Consider the following 14,720-nt stretch of genomic DNA (forward strand, 5'->3'; position numbering starts at 1 on the left):
ATTGTCGCACCCGGACCGGCCGTGGGGCAGGATGGCCGAATGCAGTTTCGGGCGATCTTGCTTGTGGCCGCGGGCGTCGTCGCCCTCGTGCTCGTCGTGTTCGGCCTCGTCGCCTTCGCCGGGCGTGATTCCGGCGCATCGCTGCCGGAGGCGGATCTCGCGCGGATTCGGGCCCAGGGCGTCGCCCCGGACCTCATCTATCTGGTCGACGTGCCGGGTTACACGCTCGCTGAGCAGTCGCTGGGTGTCATCAACGACGAGGGGTTCGGCGCGATCTACTCCTCATCCGAGGGGAGGACCGTGGAACTGCGGGTGGACCGCGGCGCCTTCGACGACGCCGTGTGCGCGGACATGCCCGTTCACAACGTCGTCGACGCCCCCGTCACCTGCGACCGCGACGACGTGGGCTGGTACCGGACGGCCGGTGATCGCCACGAGTACATCGTCGTCCGGGGCGACCACTTCATCCGGCTCAACGGCATGGCGACCGAGGTGACCCGGGAGACGCTGAAGGCGGCGGTCGCCGGTGCGCGGCAGATCACCGGCGACGTTACCGAAGCTCCTGAGCCGCCGCGCACTCCGGTCGAGCGAGGCGACCTGCCGACGGTGGGTGACGGCGCGCCGAACAACGAGGTCGGTCCGGGCGGCTGAAAGCCGGTCATCCCCGAGTCGGGTCAGCCGCGGACGGCGGGCAGGCCATGCTCCCCGAGTCGGGTCAGCCGCGCACGGCGGGCGGGTCATGGCAGGGACGGCTCTGATGCGCCGGGCTCGTAGAACTCCTTGAACGTGAACGCCTCCGGTCCCGGCCCCCGGGTCCGGAGCGACTCCAGCCGCTCCATGGCCTCGCCGAGCGTCGGCGTGTGCCCTTCGGGCACCCACCACATCAGCGTGTACGGCACGGCCGTACGGAGGAACCATTCGCGACGGCGGCGCAGCAGTTCCAGGTGGGGGCTGCGGTAGACGAAGTTCCACAACGCCTCGCGCGACTCCCATATGGACACGTTGACCAGCAGGTCGTCGCCGTACTCGTGGACGATGACCTCGGTGGGGTCGTCGCTCCGCTTCATGCGCCAGACGAACCCGGGCGCCGAGTCCGCGATGGCGTAGACGGGTTCCAGCGCGGCGACGAAGTCCGCCAGCTCAGGACCGTCGATGGGGGCGATGAGATGCGCGACGTTCAGCTGGGCCAGATGCATGACCGGATTCTATGTCAGTCTTGATTATTTTTAGAAGGGCCTTCTGGGATGTGCCCGGTGATGTCCTCCGCGACGAAGGCGACGCAGCACTCGCCGGGACGGGCGTCGAGCGCCGCCGTGAACCGGTCCTCGCCCAGGCCGCGAAGCAGGCCCTCGCACATCGCGAGGTTCATCGAACAGACGAGCACGGGATGCGTCTCGGCCAGAACGTGGAACGGGCAGTTGCGCAGCCTGATCCGGCCGCCCTCCTCGTACGGCTCGTATCCGCGCTCGGCCAGGACGTCGGTCAGCGTCGTGTGCTCGCTCGCCGCCGCCAGCCGCTCACCCGTGCGGCGGGCCGCCTCCTGTCCCTCCTGGTCGCCGTCGAGCCGGTCGACCACCTCCGCCAGGACGAGTGCGAGGGTCCGATAGTCCCGGGGCGGCAGGCTCACCGTCCGCTCCGGCCCGCCTCTTCGATAGACCTTCGCCGGCCGCCCGCTGCCCGGCCCCCTGCGCTCACCGAGCCGGCGGAAATCCGCCTCCAGCAGGCCGGCGTCGACCAGTTTGTCGAGGTGGAAGGCGGCGAGCGTGCGCTGAATGCCGGCCGCCTCGGCCGCCTCGTTGCGCCCGACGTCCCGCCCCTGCGCGGCGACGAATCGGTACAGGTCCCGCCGTACGGGATCGGCGAGCACGCTCATCGACTCGAGGTCGTCGCTCTTCACAGCCGGAGTCTAGGTGCTCCGTCCTGACGGGTGCTCACCTCCGCAGGCACGGGGAGAGCGGATCGTCCGGCCCTATCGTCCGTAGATCAGCCCGGATATTCTCGCCTCATCCTGGTGATCGTGTTTTCAACAAACGTGCCGTGATTCGGGTAATGCGTGCGAAGGCGAGATGATCATATGAAATTCTTTCGTAAGATCATTACGGATGTGAAAGCCCGGCGGCACATTGAGGCGTACGTCGTGACGCTCGTTGTGGGCTCTTTCGCGGTCGTGTCGGTGGTCGACGACATCGTTCCGCTCAGCCTGAAATGGGCGGCGTTGTTGTCCGGGGTGGGACTTCTCGTCTACCGGATCACCCTGCCGGAGGATCGGGACCAGGGAGGGGACTTCCTGCATGATCGGGCTTCCTTCGATTCCGTTCCCATTTCCGTCGCCTTCGCCAACGCGCGGGACATCCGGGTCTTCGCCCCTTCCGCCGTGAACCTGTTGTCGCCGCACGCCTGTGAGATCCTCCGTACGAGCGTGCTGAACCGCAGGGGAGGTTCGGTGCGTGTGGTCATCCTCGATCCGCGTGAGACCGAAGCGGTGAAGATCGCCTCCCGCCAGCTCGACCAGTCGGTCCGCTACCAGATCCAGAACCTGCCCGGCGCGCTGGAAAGCATGATCGACAGGCTGGGAGCGATGAGCGGATGGCAGGTCGCCGGCTCTTTCGGCTATCGGCTCTTTCCTTACAATCCGGGGTTCAGTCTCGTGATCATCGATCCGGAGACGACACACGGCCGGGTGATCGTGGAGATCCACGGCTTCCGCAATCAGTCCACGTTCGCGCGCATGCACCTGGAATTGACCCGCGAGCGGAACGAGCGCTGGTATTCCTACTGGATCGAGCAGTTCGAAAGCCTGTGGGACGCGGCCGCGGTCACGCAGCGGCCCGCAGTTTCAGAGCAATCGCCCGTAGATACGGTGGAAGCGCCGGACTAGCGGCGTCGAGGGCGCGGGCGGAGAACTCGACGGCCGACTCGGGACGGCCGAGGAGCGCGTACACGCGGGCGGCCCGCAACAGGACGGGTCCGGTCGGCGGACCGGCCGCGAGAGCGTCCAGTATCTCTTGCTCCGCGGCGTCAAGGCGGCCCGTGGCCGCGAGGGCCAGCGCACGTGCAGCGAGAATGTCCGGCTGCTGATGATCTCGCACCCGGTCCAGGTCGCGCAGGGCGTCCGCCGACCGGTTCAGGTCGGCGAGGATCTGGCCGCGCAGGGCGAGCGCCTCGCCCGACGGGGAACGGGCGAGCTCCACCGCCCCATTGAGCAGGGGGAGCGCGGCCTGAGGCTGTCCCGAGTGCCACAGGGCCTGCCCGAGGGCCAACTGCGCGCCCGAATGATTGGGCACCCAGCTCAGCACCGCCTTCAGCCGGTCGATCGCCTGCGGGTAGTCGCCCTGGGCCAGCCAGAGCCGTCCGTCCGCGGTGAGCGCCTCGGCGACGGCGTCGTACTGCTGGAGACTGGCGGAAATGCCCGCGGCCTTCTCGAAATGATCCTTGGCCCCCTCGACGTCGCCGCTCGCCGCGGCCACCTCGCCGAGGATCAGTTGCGCCTCACCCTCCACGTGGACGTCGTCGAACGACGACGCGCGCACTGCCTCGTCCGTCAGCCTCCGCGCCGTTTCGAACTCCCCGCGTCCGAGTGCCAGACGAGCGTCGTCGAGGTAGTTCCTGGGCGGAGCGGCGGTTCGGACAGCGCTGATCAGCCGGTCGTGTTGCAGTTCGTACCAGCGGATCCCGAGCCGGTGCTCGCCACGCAGTATGTGCCTGTCCTCGAGGGCCGCGGCGATCTCGTTGGGCATTCCAGCGGTCTCGTGCAGGCCCTCGTAGACGGTGTTGCGGGTGCCGTGGTCGGTGACGAAAGAAGTCCGCAGCCAGTGCTGGAGTTCGCCCGGGGTACGGCCATGTTCGGCGGCCACCCGCTCGAGCGCGCGTCGGCAGAACCCGACCAGGAACCTGTCGACGTCGGCACGCAGCCGTACATGCTCGACGGTGATCACGGAGATGTCCGGCTCAAGCGACTCCCACAGAGCGGAACAGACCACCTGGAGCTGCACCGGTTCGACCGTCTTGCCCTCGATCTGCGAGACACGACCGTCATCTCGCGCGTACGTCACGGTGCGCAGGCTGTCGACGAGAAGCTCAGCGGCGCCGGGTGCGAAAACCCGGTCGGTCACTCCCAGCGGTCGCACGACGGCGTCGAGCGCGGCGGTGCGCGCCAGCGGCTGCAGGGGGAAGCGGGCACGGGAACCCCGGCCGAGCAGCCGTTCGTGGGGGAGAACGCCGGCGAGGTGCTCCTCGCGGAGGACCAGCAGCAGATGAAGCCCGTCGTGTTCGGCCACGGCCTCGGCCAGCTGGGCGAGGAACGCGTCCCGCTCGTCCTCGCGCTGCGCGGGGACGTCGAACAGCTCTTCCGCCTGGTCGACGGCCACCAGCACAGGCATCGGATCGCCGTACCTGTCCCTGAGCTCCGGCCGGTCGCCGAAGAAGCGAGAGACGGTCATGCCGGCGAGGGCCTCCACCGGCCTGTCCGGCGCGAGGGCCGAGAGCAGGCCGCGGACGTAGGGGTTGCCGTGGCCGGCGGTCTCCGGGCGGACCCTCGCCACGGGTAGCAGGTCCGCCCGCCCGGGTTCGATACGGGGGAGGACTCCAGCCTGCAACAGGGACGTCTTGCCGCTTCCCGACGCTCCGTAGAGGATGGTCAGCCCCGTCGCCTGCCAGATGATGGCAAGCTCACGCGCCTCACGTTCGCGCCCGAAGAAGAGCGCGTTCTCGTCGGTGCCGAAGGCGCGCAGGCCGACGTACGGCGACGGCGTCATGAGGCGGCGTCCAATCTCGCCCGCAACTGGGCGCAGAAGTCGGAGGCGCTACCCAGGAAGATCGAGATGTTCCAGCCGTTGAGATAGTGCTCCAGGTAGCGGCGTGCTTTCTGCTCGGCGTCCCTCGCCCCGCCGTTGACCCTGGGCATGAGCTGGACGCTGACGTGCCGGCGCTGGTTCTGCCGGGGCGTGGTTCTGGCGAGTCCGTGGAAGAGCACGCGGAAGGTCCAGTCCTGGAGGCTGTACCCGATGAACAGGAGCGGCTTGTTGCTCATCGCTTCCAGGACGACGGGCGGCAGCAAGGAACGTCCCGTAGATGCCGGAAATTCCACAATATTAACCATATAGGTTAAATAGTCGGATTCGGTGAGCACCATCGACAGTGGATTGCGGCAGTTGCCGTGCAGATGGTAGACGAGCGGGCTCTCCACGGTCGCTTCCAGCGGAGGGTCGACCGGGTGATTCAGGATGTCCCACCATCGAGAGAGCTCCACCTGTGGCCGTTTGCCCACGCGACGAAGGGCCACGGCAAGAAAGTCGTCGTAATTGGTGGTGAGGAACGTGGAAATCGGGAGGCTTGCGAGCAGCGAATGAGGTTCGGCCAGGTCTGTCGACGGTGGATAACCGCACATGCCGAAAAATCGACATAGTTCGACTTTCAGATCAACCGGATCTCTGATTTCGGTCAACGCATACTGCATGACCCGCGCGAGATCCATGTCGTCGTCGAACGGATAACCGTACTGATCGGCGTATCGCCTGCTCAGGTCGCGTGCGTTCGGGATCGTCCCGCTGCACGCTCCCGCACCGAGGAAGGGCAGGCAGTCGCCAGAGCGGACCTGGTTGACCAAACGTCTCCAGTCCGCATCATCCACCACGCCGCCCCGCTGCTCTGATGGGAATGTCTCCTTATGACACCCTATCTCGCATAAAGTCGGCGATCCGTCAAGATTTATATTTCGGCGCTGAACCCCGCGACAGGGGCGAAGTCCTCGCCGCCGATGATGCGTTGAAGCGCGACACTGAGGACGGAACCGTCCACGGTGTCCAACTCGGTCAGCTGCCACCGGCTGACATCGAGGAGGTCGGTGGTCAGCTCTTCGTCTACCAGGGAAACGTGCTCACTCATATGTGCCTCCTCGTAGTGCTCGCCGTAATCTTTCCACGCTCAGCATGTAGTTCTAACATCGAGACGCACCTGTGTTCCCGGTCAAGATCGCCGGCGAGTCCGCTCTGAATTATCTGGTTATTGCGCGAGGGCGGATCGGCCCGTCAAACGAGAGGTCTCCCGTGTCGATCCCGCAGCCCTCGGGGCCCGGACCGCAGCCGCGCGTGTGGGGTCGCATTCCCCAGCGGAACAAGAACTTCACCGGCAGGGACGACCTTCTGGACAAGGTGCATCAGGGAGTGACGTCCGAGGTCACGGCCGTCCTCCCGCACGCGCTGCACGGATTCGGCGGCGTGGGCAAGACCCAGGTCGCGATCGAGTACGCATGGCGGTTCCGGCACGAGTACGACGTGGTCTGGTGGATTCCGGCGGACCAGCTCATGTTGATCAGGTCGGCTCTGGCCGGTCTCGCCCCGCATTTGGGCCTGCCGTCCTCCGCGGCGACAAGCGTGGTCGACGCGTCCGAGGCCGTGCTGGACGCTCTGCGTAGGGGAGAGCCCTACTCCCGCTGGTTGCTGATCTTCGACAACGCGGACGAGCCGGAGGACATCAACGAGTTGGTGCCGCGTGGCCCCGGGCACGTGCTCATCACGTCCCGGAACTTCGCCTGGCAGAGCGTGGTCGACACGGTCCCCGTCGACGTCTTCAGCCGGGAGGAGAGCGTCCAGTTCCTCAAGAAGCGGGTGGCCGCGTCCATCGCCGAGCCCGAGGCGAGCCGCCTGGCCGAGGAGTTGGGCGATCTTCCGCTGGCCCTGGAACAGGCGGGAGCCCTGCAGGCGGAGACCGGGATGTCGGTGGACACGTATCTCGACCTGCTCGCCAAGCAGGCGGCCCGGCTGCTCGACGCGAACAAGCCCGCCGACTACCCCCTGTCCATGACCGCCGCCTGGTCGCTCTCCGTGGCGCAGTTGGAGAGCAGGCTCCCGGAGGCCGTTGAACTGCTCAAATGTTGTGCCTTCTTCGGGCCCGAGTCCATTCCGCGTGACGTCTTCGGAGAGTTGCCGCCTGCCCTCGCCGGCCAGTCCAGGCTTCAGCCGATCCTGAGCGACACGATCCTGCTGAGCAAGGCGATCCGCATGCTCGGCCGATACGCACTGATCCGCATCGAGTCGACAGGCCGGACGATCACCCTGCACCGGCTGGTCCAGGCCCTCATGCGTGCCGAGCTCAGCGAAGAGGATCGGGCGGCGTTCCGGCACGAGGTGCACCTTCTCCTGGCCGCCTTCGCGCCGCAGAGCAGTGACGACGTCACCACCTGGCCGCGGTACTCGGAGCTGCTCGTTCATGTGACGCCGGCGCGCGTGGAAGTGTGTCTCGACCCCGGTATCCGGCGCTTCGCCCTCGGTGTCACCCGCTACCTCTACAGCTCCGGAGACGTCCACGTGGCCCGCACGCTGGCGGAGCGGTTCGTGGCACGGTGGCGGGCGGACAGCGGGGACGACGACATCCACGTCATGACGATGCGGCGCCATCTCGGCAACATCCTGTGGGCTCTTGGCAGTTACCCCGAGGCGTATGAGCTGAACAAGTGGAACCTCGCTCGGATGCGGGAGCTGCTGGGGCCAGACCATGAAGAGACACAGGCGTTGGCGAACGCTCATGGGGCCGATCTCCGTGCCAGAGGCGAGTTCGTGGAAGCCCTACGGCACGACGAGGAGCTGTTCTCGCAACACAGAAGCGCGTTCGGCCCTGAGCACCGCCGGACTCTGCGGGTCCAGAACAATCTGTCCGTCGACCATCTGCTGCTCGCCGACTACGGGCGCGCCAGAGAACTGCAGGAGGCCGTGTTCCGTCGGTTGCGCAGGCCGGAGACGGGATCGAGCCAGATCGAGCTGGTGATCTCATGGAACGGCCTTGCTCGCGTGCTCAGGTTGAGCGGCGAGTACTCCGAGGCATGCGACGTCGGCGAGGACGCCCATGAGTTCGGCGTCAACGAACTCGGTGCCGAACACCCGTGGACGCTCAAGACGGCCAAGGACCTTTCCATAGCCAAGCGCCGAGCCGGACTGATCGACGAGGCCCTGGAGATCGCCCAGGTGACCCACGAGCGCGAGCAACGTTTGTTCGGTCGCGACCATCCGGACACACTGGCGGCCGCGTTGTGCCTGGCGAACGCTCTCCGTACCCAGGGCCGGATCGAGGATGCTCTGGACCTGTTGCGGGACGCGGCCGCGCGCTACCCGGCCACCTTCGGGGACGACCATCCGTTCCGATACGGATGTGACATGAACCTGGCGCTCCTGCTTCGGGTCAACGACCAGGCATCAGAGGCCCTGACACTGGATCGAAGCGCACTCGACGGCTTCGACGCGAAGCTCGGCCGTGATCACCACTACTCCCTTACCTGCGCCATCAATCTCGCCAGCGACCTCGCGTCGGTGGGAGACGCGGAATCCGCGCGCCGGCTGGGGGAGAACACTCTCGAGCGACTTCGCGTGCTGCTCGGATCCGATCATCCGCTGACCCTGGCGGGGGCGGCGAACCTCGTCATCGACCTGCGATCGACCGGTGACGACGACCAGGCCGACGCGCTGGCAGAGGACACCTTCGACCGTTACCAGAGGGCGCTCGGCAGTGATCATCCCGATGTGATCGTGGCGTTGAACGGCCAGCGGCTGGACTTCGACTTCGACCCGCCCGCGCTGTGATCATCCGTTGCGTTCGCGCCATCGCGTGAGGTGCCGCTCCGCCCGCTCACGGGAAAGGCTCTGCGCCCGCGGGGAGACGGGTTCGTCCGCCCACGCGTCGAGGCGCTGGGCCATCGTCGTGGCGAAGTGCTCGCCGGGCTCGGTCAGCCGCCCGCTGCCGAGCAGCGTCCGAGTGACCATGAGAGCCGCCGCTCGCCACTGGTGGAACTCCGCGGCGGCGTTCGTGGCGGCGTCGCCGCTCTCCACGAGGCGCTGACGTCGCCAGAAGTCGGTCACTCCCAAGTAGGCGTAGGCCCCCTGGAGCAGGCCGGGGACCGGGCGGGGGTCCTCGCGCCACGGTGCGTAGTAACGAGAGCCGTCATCGGGCCTGGTCAGAGGGACGAGATCCAGCAGGGCCGAGAGCTTCGCGTGTTGTGTCTCGTGTGCCAGGGTCACCGCCATGGTGACGGGATCGGGCGGAATGGACAGGGCGATGCATCCGAAGGTCTCCCGTGAGGAGGCGCTCGTCTGTCCCTGAGCCGGAGCGACCAGTGGAGTGAACACGTTGATCGCGCCGGACACGTCCTCGGCCACCTGCGGGTGGTGACGCACGAGGATGTTCCACGCCTCGCCGAGCATCGTCTGCCAGTCCCCGACCTCGTCCGCCGGCAGCCGCTCGCGGAGATTGGCCACACCGGGCATGCGGTACGGGTCGAGATCGTCGACCACGACGTGAAGGGCGTACGCGCCCGCCTCGGCGGAGAGGTCGCGCAGACCCGTCCAGCCGGGACCGTCGGTGCGGGGGTCGGCGGGGATCGTGACGATGGCGTGGCCACCCGCGATTTCTGCACCGTGAGTGTGGCACTGGACGGTGGCCGTCTCGACCATGGGAGGCAGAACGGCCTGGCCGAGCGACGGCAGCGTGACGATCCCCTCCGTGGCGGGAACGTCGATGTCGCAGGCCGTACCCGAAAGGATCGCCGCGGATGCCGCGACGGCGGCCAGTTGACCGGGAGCGGCGGAGCGCTCGCCGGACCGCAAGGCGATGATCGCCTGACGTGCCCAGGCTCCGACGGAGGGGTGCCGCAGCACCCGTTCCACGATTCCGGGATGGTGCCGCTGAATCGTGGCCAGGAGATCGTACGCGCGGCGCGCTCCGGCGGCGTCGGGATGCGCGTGGACTCGAGCCTCCTCCATCACCCCGCGGACCAGCAGCACATGCTTGCTGTGTTGCGCGGCGCGGAGCTGGGAGACGGCGTCCCTCCCGCCGACCCCGGTGGCCAGCGCCGAGAACGTGGCGGCCGAGATGCGGTGCTCGTTCGGCTTCATCGTGCTCCTTTCCACCGAGCCTGGACGTCGGCTCCGGCGGTGGCGGATGTCGGCTTCGACCGTGTCCCTGACATGTCCGATGAGATGAAGGAGGTCGGGACAGTAGACGGAGGGATTGGCGAAGCCCTCCCCCTCGCGGTAGCGGTGGGCGTACAGGCCGCCGCCGCAGACGCGTTTCACCGTGCACGCGGTGCAGGTCGGTGACAGTGCACGCTCGCCGATCTGACGCGCCACGAACATGGGCAGAGCCAGAGCCTCGTCGAAGGAGTTGCGGCTGATGTGCAGGCCGGTCTCCGGGGCTCCGTCGTAAGCCGATTTGAGGAAGTCGGACTGTTCGATTCCGCCGTCCGTCTCGACGACCACGAGAGCGGCGGGGGACAGCCCGATCTGCTCGCTGGACGACCTTCCGCCGAGGATCAGGTGAATGATCTCGGCGAACATCCGGATGCGCGTGCGTTGCGGTCGCGTGTGGTACCAGCGGTCGAACACGTCGATCAGCCAGTCGGCGTACGGCGTCGCCTCGGGCTCTGGCGTACGGCCGGGGGGCGGCGCCGACCAGTTGCCGTGGGGGAGCAGGAAGTCGACCGCGGGCGGTTCGAACTCGAGGAGCGCCTCATAGGCGGTGACGGGATCGTTGCGCAGGTCGATGGTGCACAGGAGGCCGCCGAACAGATGCCGGTAGGGCGGCGAGGTGAGGAGGCGCAGGGCATCGGTCACGGCTCCGTGGCTGCCCCGTCCGTTGGCGAAGCGGCGGCTGCGGTCGTGCATGGCCTGATCGCCGTCGAGGCTGACCCCGACCTTGATGCCGAGTTCGTCGAACAACCGGAGGTAGGAGACGTTGAGGAGGGTGGCGTTCGTCTGAAGTGTGACCGCGACGCGGGTGTGTTCGCCGGTCGCGGACCGGATGAGGGTCACGATCTCGCGAATGAAATCGACGCCGGCCAGCAGGGGTTCTCCGCCGTGCAGGATCACTTCGACTTCTGGGAGCCCGTGAGCCCTCGCGTGCTCGCCGATTCTTTCCGCCGCAGCCGCCACGACCTCGGCGGGCATTCTTTTCGGCCGGTTTTTCCAACTGGAGTCGGCCATTTCGTACACATAGCAGTAATCACATGCCAAGTCGCAACGGCTGTGTATCTTGAGGATGAACTGCCGAAAAGGCGTCGGTCGCCAACCTGCGGCCATCAGCCCCTTCACATCAAGACCGGCAGGCCACTCCAGCATGGCTGATCACTCTCCGTGAGTGCGGGCGCCTCAGATGGAATTCCAGGATAGGGGTAGATCCGAAGGGGCGTGCGCAGCTGAGCAATGGTTTTCAAACTAAAACGGATTGTCGGCTGTTTTCTATCTGCTTGGTTTTGAGCGCATCGACCATTTCGAGATCTAGGCCGATACGGAGGGACGTCTTCAAAGGCGGGCGTGATTTGTGGGGCAGCGACCTGACGCCGCTGAGGCGGCGACCGCGCACGAGCCAGGCGAGCGTGGCGCAGACGGCGACGAAGAGCATGGCCGCCATCAGGATCACGGTCGCCTGCGCCGGTCCGAAGCGAGTGACGAGCAGGCCTCCGAGCGGGGCGGCTAGGCACACGACCCCGTGGACCACCAGTCGGTGGATGCTCATCACGCGGGCGACGAGATCTTCGCGCACGTTGCTCATCTCCTCGGTCCGGATGGCCATGTTGCTGATGGAGCCGGTGACCCCGGTGAGGAGGGTCGCGAGGCCGAACGAATACGGCCGTGGAGCCAGGGCCGCGACCAGCAGCGCGATGACCCAGATCCACACCTGCGCGAAGAGAAGGGGGAACCGCTGAAGAGACGGCTTCCAGCGGAAGACCCGGGACGCGATGCCGGACCCGACCGAACCGCTCAGGCCGCCGGCAGCCAGAACCAGTCCCACCTCCACGGGGGAAAGGTCGGCGGAGCTCGCCAGGAAGACCATGATGAGGGCGTTGACCATCAGATTGGTCGCCGCGGTGACCCCCATCGCCTGGCGCAGGAATTCGTTGTTCCAGAGCTCGGAAATGCCCTGGCCGACCTCACGCCAGAATGCCGGCCTTCTGGATCCGAGGCTTTCCCTTGTGAATTCCGATCGCCGGCGGGACCGCGGTTCCCGAATGAACAGCAGCGCCACGAACGAGGTGGCGAAGAATATGGCGTTGGTGATGAACGGGATGCCTTTCCCGAGCCCGAAGAGCAGGCCTCCGAGCGGCCGCCCCGTGAGAACGGCGACGTGCGAGGCGGTCTCGCTTCCAGTGAGTGCGCGGTCAGGCGGGGTGCCGGGAGCTATGGAGCGGATCAGCGCCGTCTCGGCCACGGCATACATGACCCAGGTCGCGCCTTCGACGAACGCCGCGATCTTCAGGTGCGTGACGCCCAGTTCGGCCCAGGCCATCGCCGCGAACACGGAGAACGCCGCGATGCCCCGCGCACCCTCGCTGACCAGCATGACGATCCGGGGCGAGAACCGGTCCGCGACCACCCCGGCAGGCAGATACATGACCAGGCTGGGGACCGTCAGGATGAAACCGACCCACCCGACCTCGGCCGCGGAACCGGTGAGGGCGAGTGCGAGCAGGGGGTAGGCGACTCCGAGCGTTCGGGTGCCCAACATGGACATCACGCAGGACGCCCATGTGAACGTCATCCTTTTGTTCCGCGGAGGGCTGGGATGCCCTCCTGTGGGGGTTTTCGCCACGCCGCCTCGTTCGCCGGAGCTCCCGCTTTTAAGAGGCAACTCAATCTCATCGGCGGCTGCTTGCTCTTCATCGAGCGCCGAACGCGGCTGCGGCATGGGGAGAATTTAGTGAGCGAGGATCGCTTCTGATGGTGATTTGATCAAATCTGTTCTATAGGCTTAACTGATTCGCCACCTTCGCCACATGTGGTGGGAGCCCCGGCTGCGCGGTCGATCGGCGGGCGCGGCTCGCGAGTTGTGCCGCCTTCTCATGCTGACCGTCCGACTTCAGGACGCGAGCGACACGGAGAAGGACGGCCGGGTCCTGTTCCCTGTCGGTCGGCGGAACGAGCCGCATGGCCTCTGAGACGTCGCCGTTCATCGCCAGGGCCAGGGCGTACGCGGCCCGGGTCGACGGCAGATGGTGGGGAAGAACGCGCTCGAGGTCCTGGATCGCCTTCCCGGCCTCGCCGAGATCGGCGTACATCTCGCCTCGCGCTCGCAGCGCCTCGGCGGTGTTCCCCTCGAGGTTCAGCGCGTTCCCCAGCACATCGAGGGCCGCGTTCGCGCGTCCGCTGTGCCACAGAGCCCAGGCCAGGGTGGTCTGGACGCCGAGGTCGGCGGGATTCTGCCGGACGGCCGCGCGAAGCTCGCTCAGGGCGGTCGCGAGGTCTCCCTGACGCATGCACAGCCGCGCTATGGCGGTGAGGAGTGCCGCGATCGCGCCGTCCGTGCCCCGCAGCGAGGCGAAGAGTTGAACCGCGGACCGGTAGTGCGAGATGGATTCCCGGGCATTCCCCGCGAGGTCGTAGATGTTGCCGAGGAACGACTCGATCTCGCCCTGGAGACGGGTGTCGGTTCCGATGTGGCGGAGCGCCTCTTCCGCGTGTTTAGCCGCGAGCCCGAACTGGCCCTCGCTCATGGCCAGTTCCGCCGCGCGAAGGTACTCGGTGGGATCCGATCGCTCGTCTCCGCGTTTGATCGGTCCGCCGCGCAGAAGCGGCTGGATGAGCCGGTCGTGCGACAACTCCACCCATCCGCCCACAGGATCCTCCTCGATCCGGAGAATGTGGCGGTCGGCCAGCGCCCGGATGACCGCGTTCGGAAGACCTGAGGTCTCCGTCATGCCCCGGTAGACGATCTCCCGGGTGCCGAGGTCGTTGATGAAGATCTGGCGCAGCCGGAGGCGGAGCTTCTCCGTCTCCCCATTGAAATGATCACCGGCCACTTCGTCGATCATCTGGTCGCAGTAGTCGGCGAGGGTCCGATCCACATTCGACGCCCTGACGTCGTCGATCGTGATCACGTCGTGGTCGTCCGGCAGGGACCGCCACAGTTCGGCGCAGACCACCTGGAGTTGCACGGGCTCGACCGTGTCGCGGATCTCGACGACCTTCTGGCTCACCGGCCTGCCCAGCCGTACGGTGCGCAGATCGTCGACCAGTGCCTCGGCCGCTCCGGGGGCGAAGGAGCGTTCCGTCTCCTCCAACGGGCGGCGACACGCGTCCAGGGCGGCCGTGACGGTGAGGGCGCCGACCGCGAAACGTCCGTGACCGATCGCGGCCAGCCTGTCGCCGTATTTCAGCACCGACGCGAGATGGTCGTCGCTGACCGCGACCAGGAGGCGGGCGTGCGGGTGGCTGTCCAACGCCGCCGCGAGTTGGGCGAGGAATCCCTCGCAGTGGTGCCTTCGCCGTCCGAAGTCGGCGAACAGGTCCTCCACCTGATCGATGACGAGCATGGTCAGCAGCGGGTCTCCGTACGGGTCCGTCTTCGCCGGCGACCGTCTCAGGAATTCGGTGATCGTGATGCCCGCGATCTGGGTCGGCGGTGTGAACGGCGCCCAGGAGGACAACAGGGCGAAGACATGCGGGTTGCCGCCGTCGGGGAGGACCGCGGTGGGGACCGTCATGCCGCGTGACAAGCGGCCGACGGGCAGCACGTCCGTCTTGTTCGGATCCAGCAAGGGGAGCACACCCGCATGGATGAGGGAGGACTTCCCCACACCGGAGGCTCCGTGGAGAATCGTCAGCCGGTTCGCCTGCCACAGGTCGGAAAGTTCGTGCCTCTCCCGGTCTCGGCCGAAGAACAGGTGACTGTCCTCACGCAGGAAGGGGCGCAGGCCCACGTAGGGGTCCCTGGTGTGATGAGCTCTGCCGCTGGTCTCCATC

At 67.0% G+C, this 14,720-nt stretch carries 11 protein-coding genes; 3 read left to right on the forward strand and 8 right to left on the reverse strand.

The genetic code is table 11. The features are described from left to right. The first annotated feature begins 39 nt into the window (after positions 1-39). Positions 40-651, forward strand: coding sequence for a hypothetical protein (locus Pka01_RS31735; RefSeq protein WP_203886627.1), 612 nt, complete (start codon positions 40-42; stop codon positions 649-651). 86 nt (positions 652-737) lie between these two features. Here the strand turns inward: Pka01_RS31735 and Pka01_RS31740 are convergent, their stop codons facing one another. Both Pka01_RS31740 and Pka01_RS31745 read right to left on the reverse strand, forming a co-directional pair. Beyond that, complete coding sequence (locus Pka01_RS31740; RefSeq protein ID WP_203886628.1) at positions 738-1,196, reverse strand: DUF3291 domain-containing protein; 459 nt, start codon at positions 1,194-1,196, stop codon at positions 738-740. A gap of 14 nt (positions 1,197-1,210) precedes the next feature. Next, entirely contained in the window at positions 1,211-1,897 is a 687-nt protein-coding gene (locus tag Pka01_RS31745; protein WP_239115646.1) for a helix-turn-helix transcriptional regulator, read from the reverse strand. Between the two features lie 177 nt (positions 1,898-2,074). Between Pka01_RS31745 and Pka01_RS31750 the strand changes: the two genes are divergently transcribed. Then, positions 2,075-2,878, forward strand: coding sequence for a hypothetical protein (locus Pka01_RS31750; protein WP_203886629.1), 804 nt, complete (start codon positions 2,075-2,077; stop codon positions 2,876-2,878). Here Pka01_RS31750 and Pka01_RS31755 read toward each other — a convergent pair. The 3 genes from Pka01_RS31755 to Pka01_RS31765 all read right to left on the reverse strand — a co-directional run bounded on the left by Pka01_RS31755 (position 2,817) and on the right by Pka01_RS31765 (position 5,883). After that, entirely contained in the window at positions 2,817-4,754 is a 1,938-nt protein-coding gene (locus Pka01_RS31755; RefSeq protein ID WP_203886630.1) for an nSTAND1 domain-containing NTPase, read from the reverse strand. The genes Pka01_RS31750 and Pka01_RS31755 overlap by 62 nt on opposite strands. Next, positions 4,751-5,629, reverse strand: a complete 879-nt coding sequence (locus tag Pka01_RS31760) for an SIR2 family NAD-dependent protein deacylase (RefSeq protein ID WP_203886631.1) — start codon at positions 5,627-5,629, stop codon at positions 4,751-4,753. Before Pka01_RS31760 ends, Pka01_RS31755 begins: the two co-directional genes overlap by 4 nt. A gap of 77 nt (positions 5,630-5,706) precedes the next feature. After that, positions 5,707-5,883, reverse strand: a complete 177-nt coding sequence (locus Pka01_RS31765; protein WP_203886632.1) for an FxSxx-COOH-like cyclophane-containing RiPP peptide — start codon at positions 5,881-5,883, stop codon at positions 5,707-5,709. Between the two features lie 161 nt (positions 5,884-6,044). On the opposite strand from Pka01_RS31765, the gene fxsT reads away from it, so the two are divergent. Then, positions 6,045-8,570, forward strand: coding sequence for an FxSxx-COOH system tetratricopeptide repeat protein (gene fxsT, locus Pka01_RS31770; RefSeq protein ID WP_203886633.1), 2,526 nt, complete (start codon positions 6,045-6,047; stop codon positions 8,568-8,570). On the opposite strand, the gene Pka01_RS31775 is transcribed toward fxsT, so the two are convergent. From Pka01_RS31775 to Pka01_RS31785, 3 genes are all read right to left on the reverse strand, one after another. Beyond that, entirely contained in the window at positions 8,571-11,099 is a 2,529-nt protein-coding gene (locus tag Pka01_RS31775) for an FxsB family cyclophane-forming radical SAM/SPASM peptide maturase (RefSeq protein WP_203886634.1), read from the reverse strand. 91 nt (positions 11,100-11,190) lie between these two features. Continuing rightward, positions 11,191-12,666, reverse strand: a complete 1,476-nt coding sequence (locus Pka01_RS31780; protein ID WP_203886635.1) for an MFS transporter — start codon at positions 12,664-12,666, stop codon at positions 11,191-11,193. Positions 12,667-12,721: 55 nt separating this feature from the next. After that, positions 12,722-14,719, reverse strand: a complete 1,998-nt coding sequence (locus tag Pka01_RS31785) for an nSTAND1 domain-containing NTPase (RefSeq protein WP_203886636.1) — start codon at positions 14,717-14,719, stop codon at positions 12,722-12,724. Position 14,720 lies beyond the last annotated feature (1 nt).

The sequence above is a fragment of the Planotetraspora kaengkrachanensis genome (genome assembly GCF_016862895.1).
GTDB lineage: Bacteria > Actinomycetota > Actinomycetes > Streptosporangiales > Streptosporangiaceae > Planotetraspora > Planotetraspora kaengkrachanensis.

Bases quoted from the DNA above. Each gene is read 5' to 3' on its own strand.
- Pka01_RS31735 (WP_203886627.1), top strand. From the start codon at position 40: ATGCAGTTTCGGGCGATCTTGCTTGTGGCCGCGGGCGTCGTCGCCCTC.
- Pka01_RS31740 (WP_203886628.1), bottom strand. From the start codon at position 1,196: ATGCATCTGGCCCAGCTGAACGTCGCGCATCTCATCGCCCCCATCGAC.
- Pka01_RS31750 (WP_203886629.1), top strand. From the start codon at position 2,075: ATGAAATTCTTTCGTAAGATCATTACGGATGTGAAAGCCCGGCGGCAC.
- Pka01_RS31755 (WP_203886630.1), bottom strand. From the start codon at position 4,754: ATGACGCCGTCGCCGTACGTCGGCCTGCGCGCCTTCGGCACCGACGAG.
- Pka01_RS31765 (WP_203886632.1), bottom strand. From the start codon at position 5,883: ATGAGTGAGCACGTTTCCCTGGTAGACGAAGAGCTGACCACCGACCTC.
- Pka01_RS31775 (WP_203886634.1), bottom strand. From the start codon at position 11,099: ATGCTGGAGTGGCCTGCCGGTCTTGATGTGAAGGGGCTGATGGCCGCA.
- Pka01_RS31780 (WP_203886635.1), bottom strand. From the start codon at position 12,666: ATGCCGCAGCCGCGTTCGGCGCTCGATGAAGAGCAAGCAGCCGCCGAT.
- Pka01_RS31785 (WP_203886636.1), bottom strand. From the start codon at position 14,719: ATGGAGACCAGCGGCAGAGCTCATCACACCAGGGACCCCTACGTGGGC.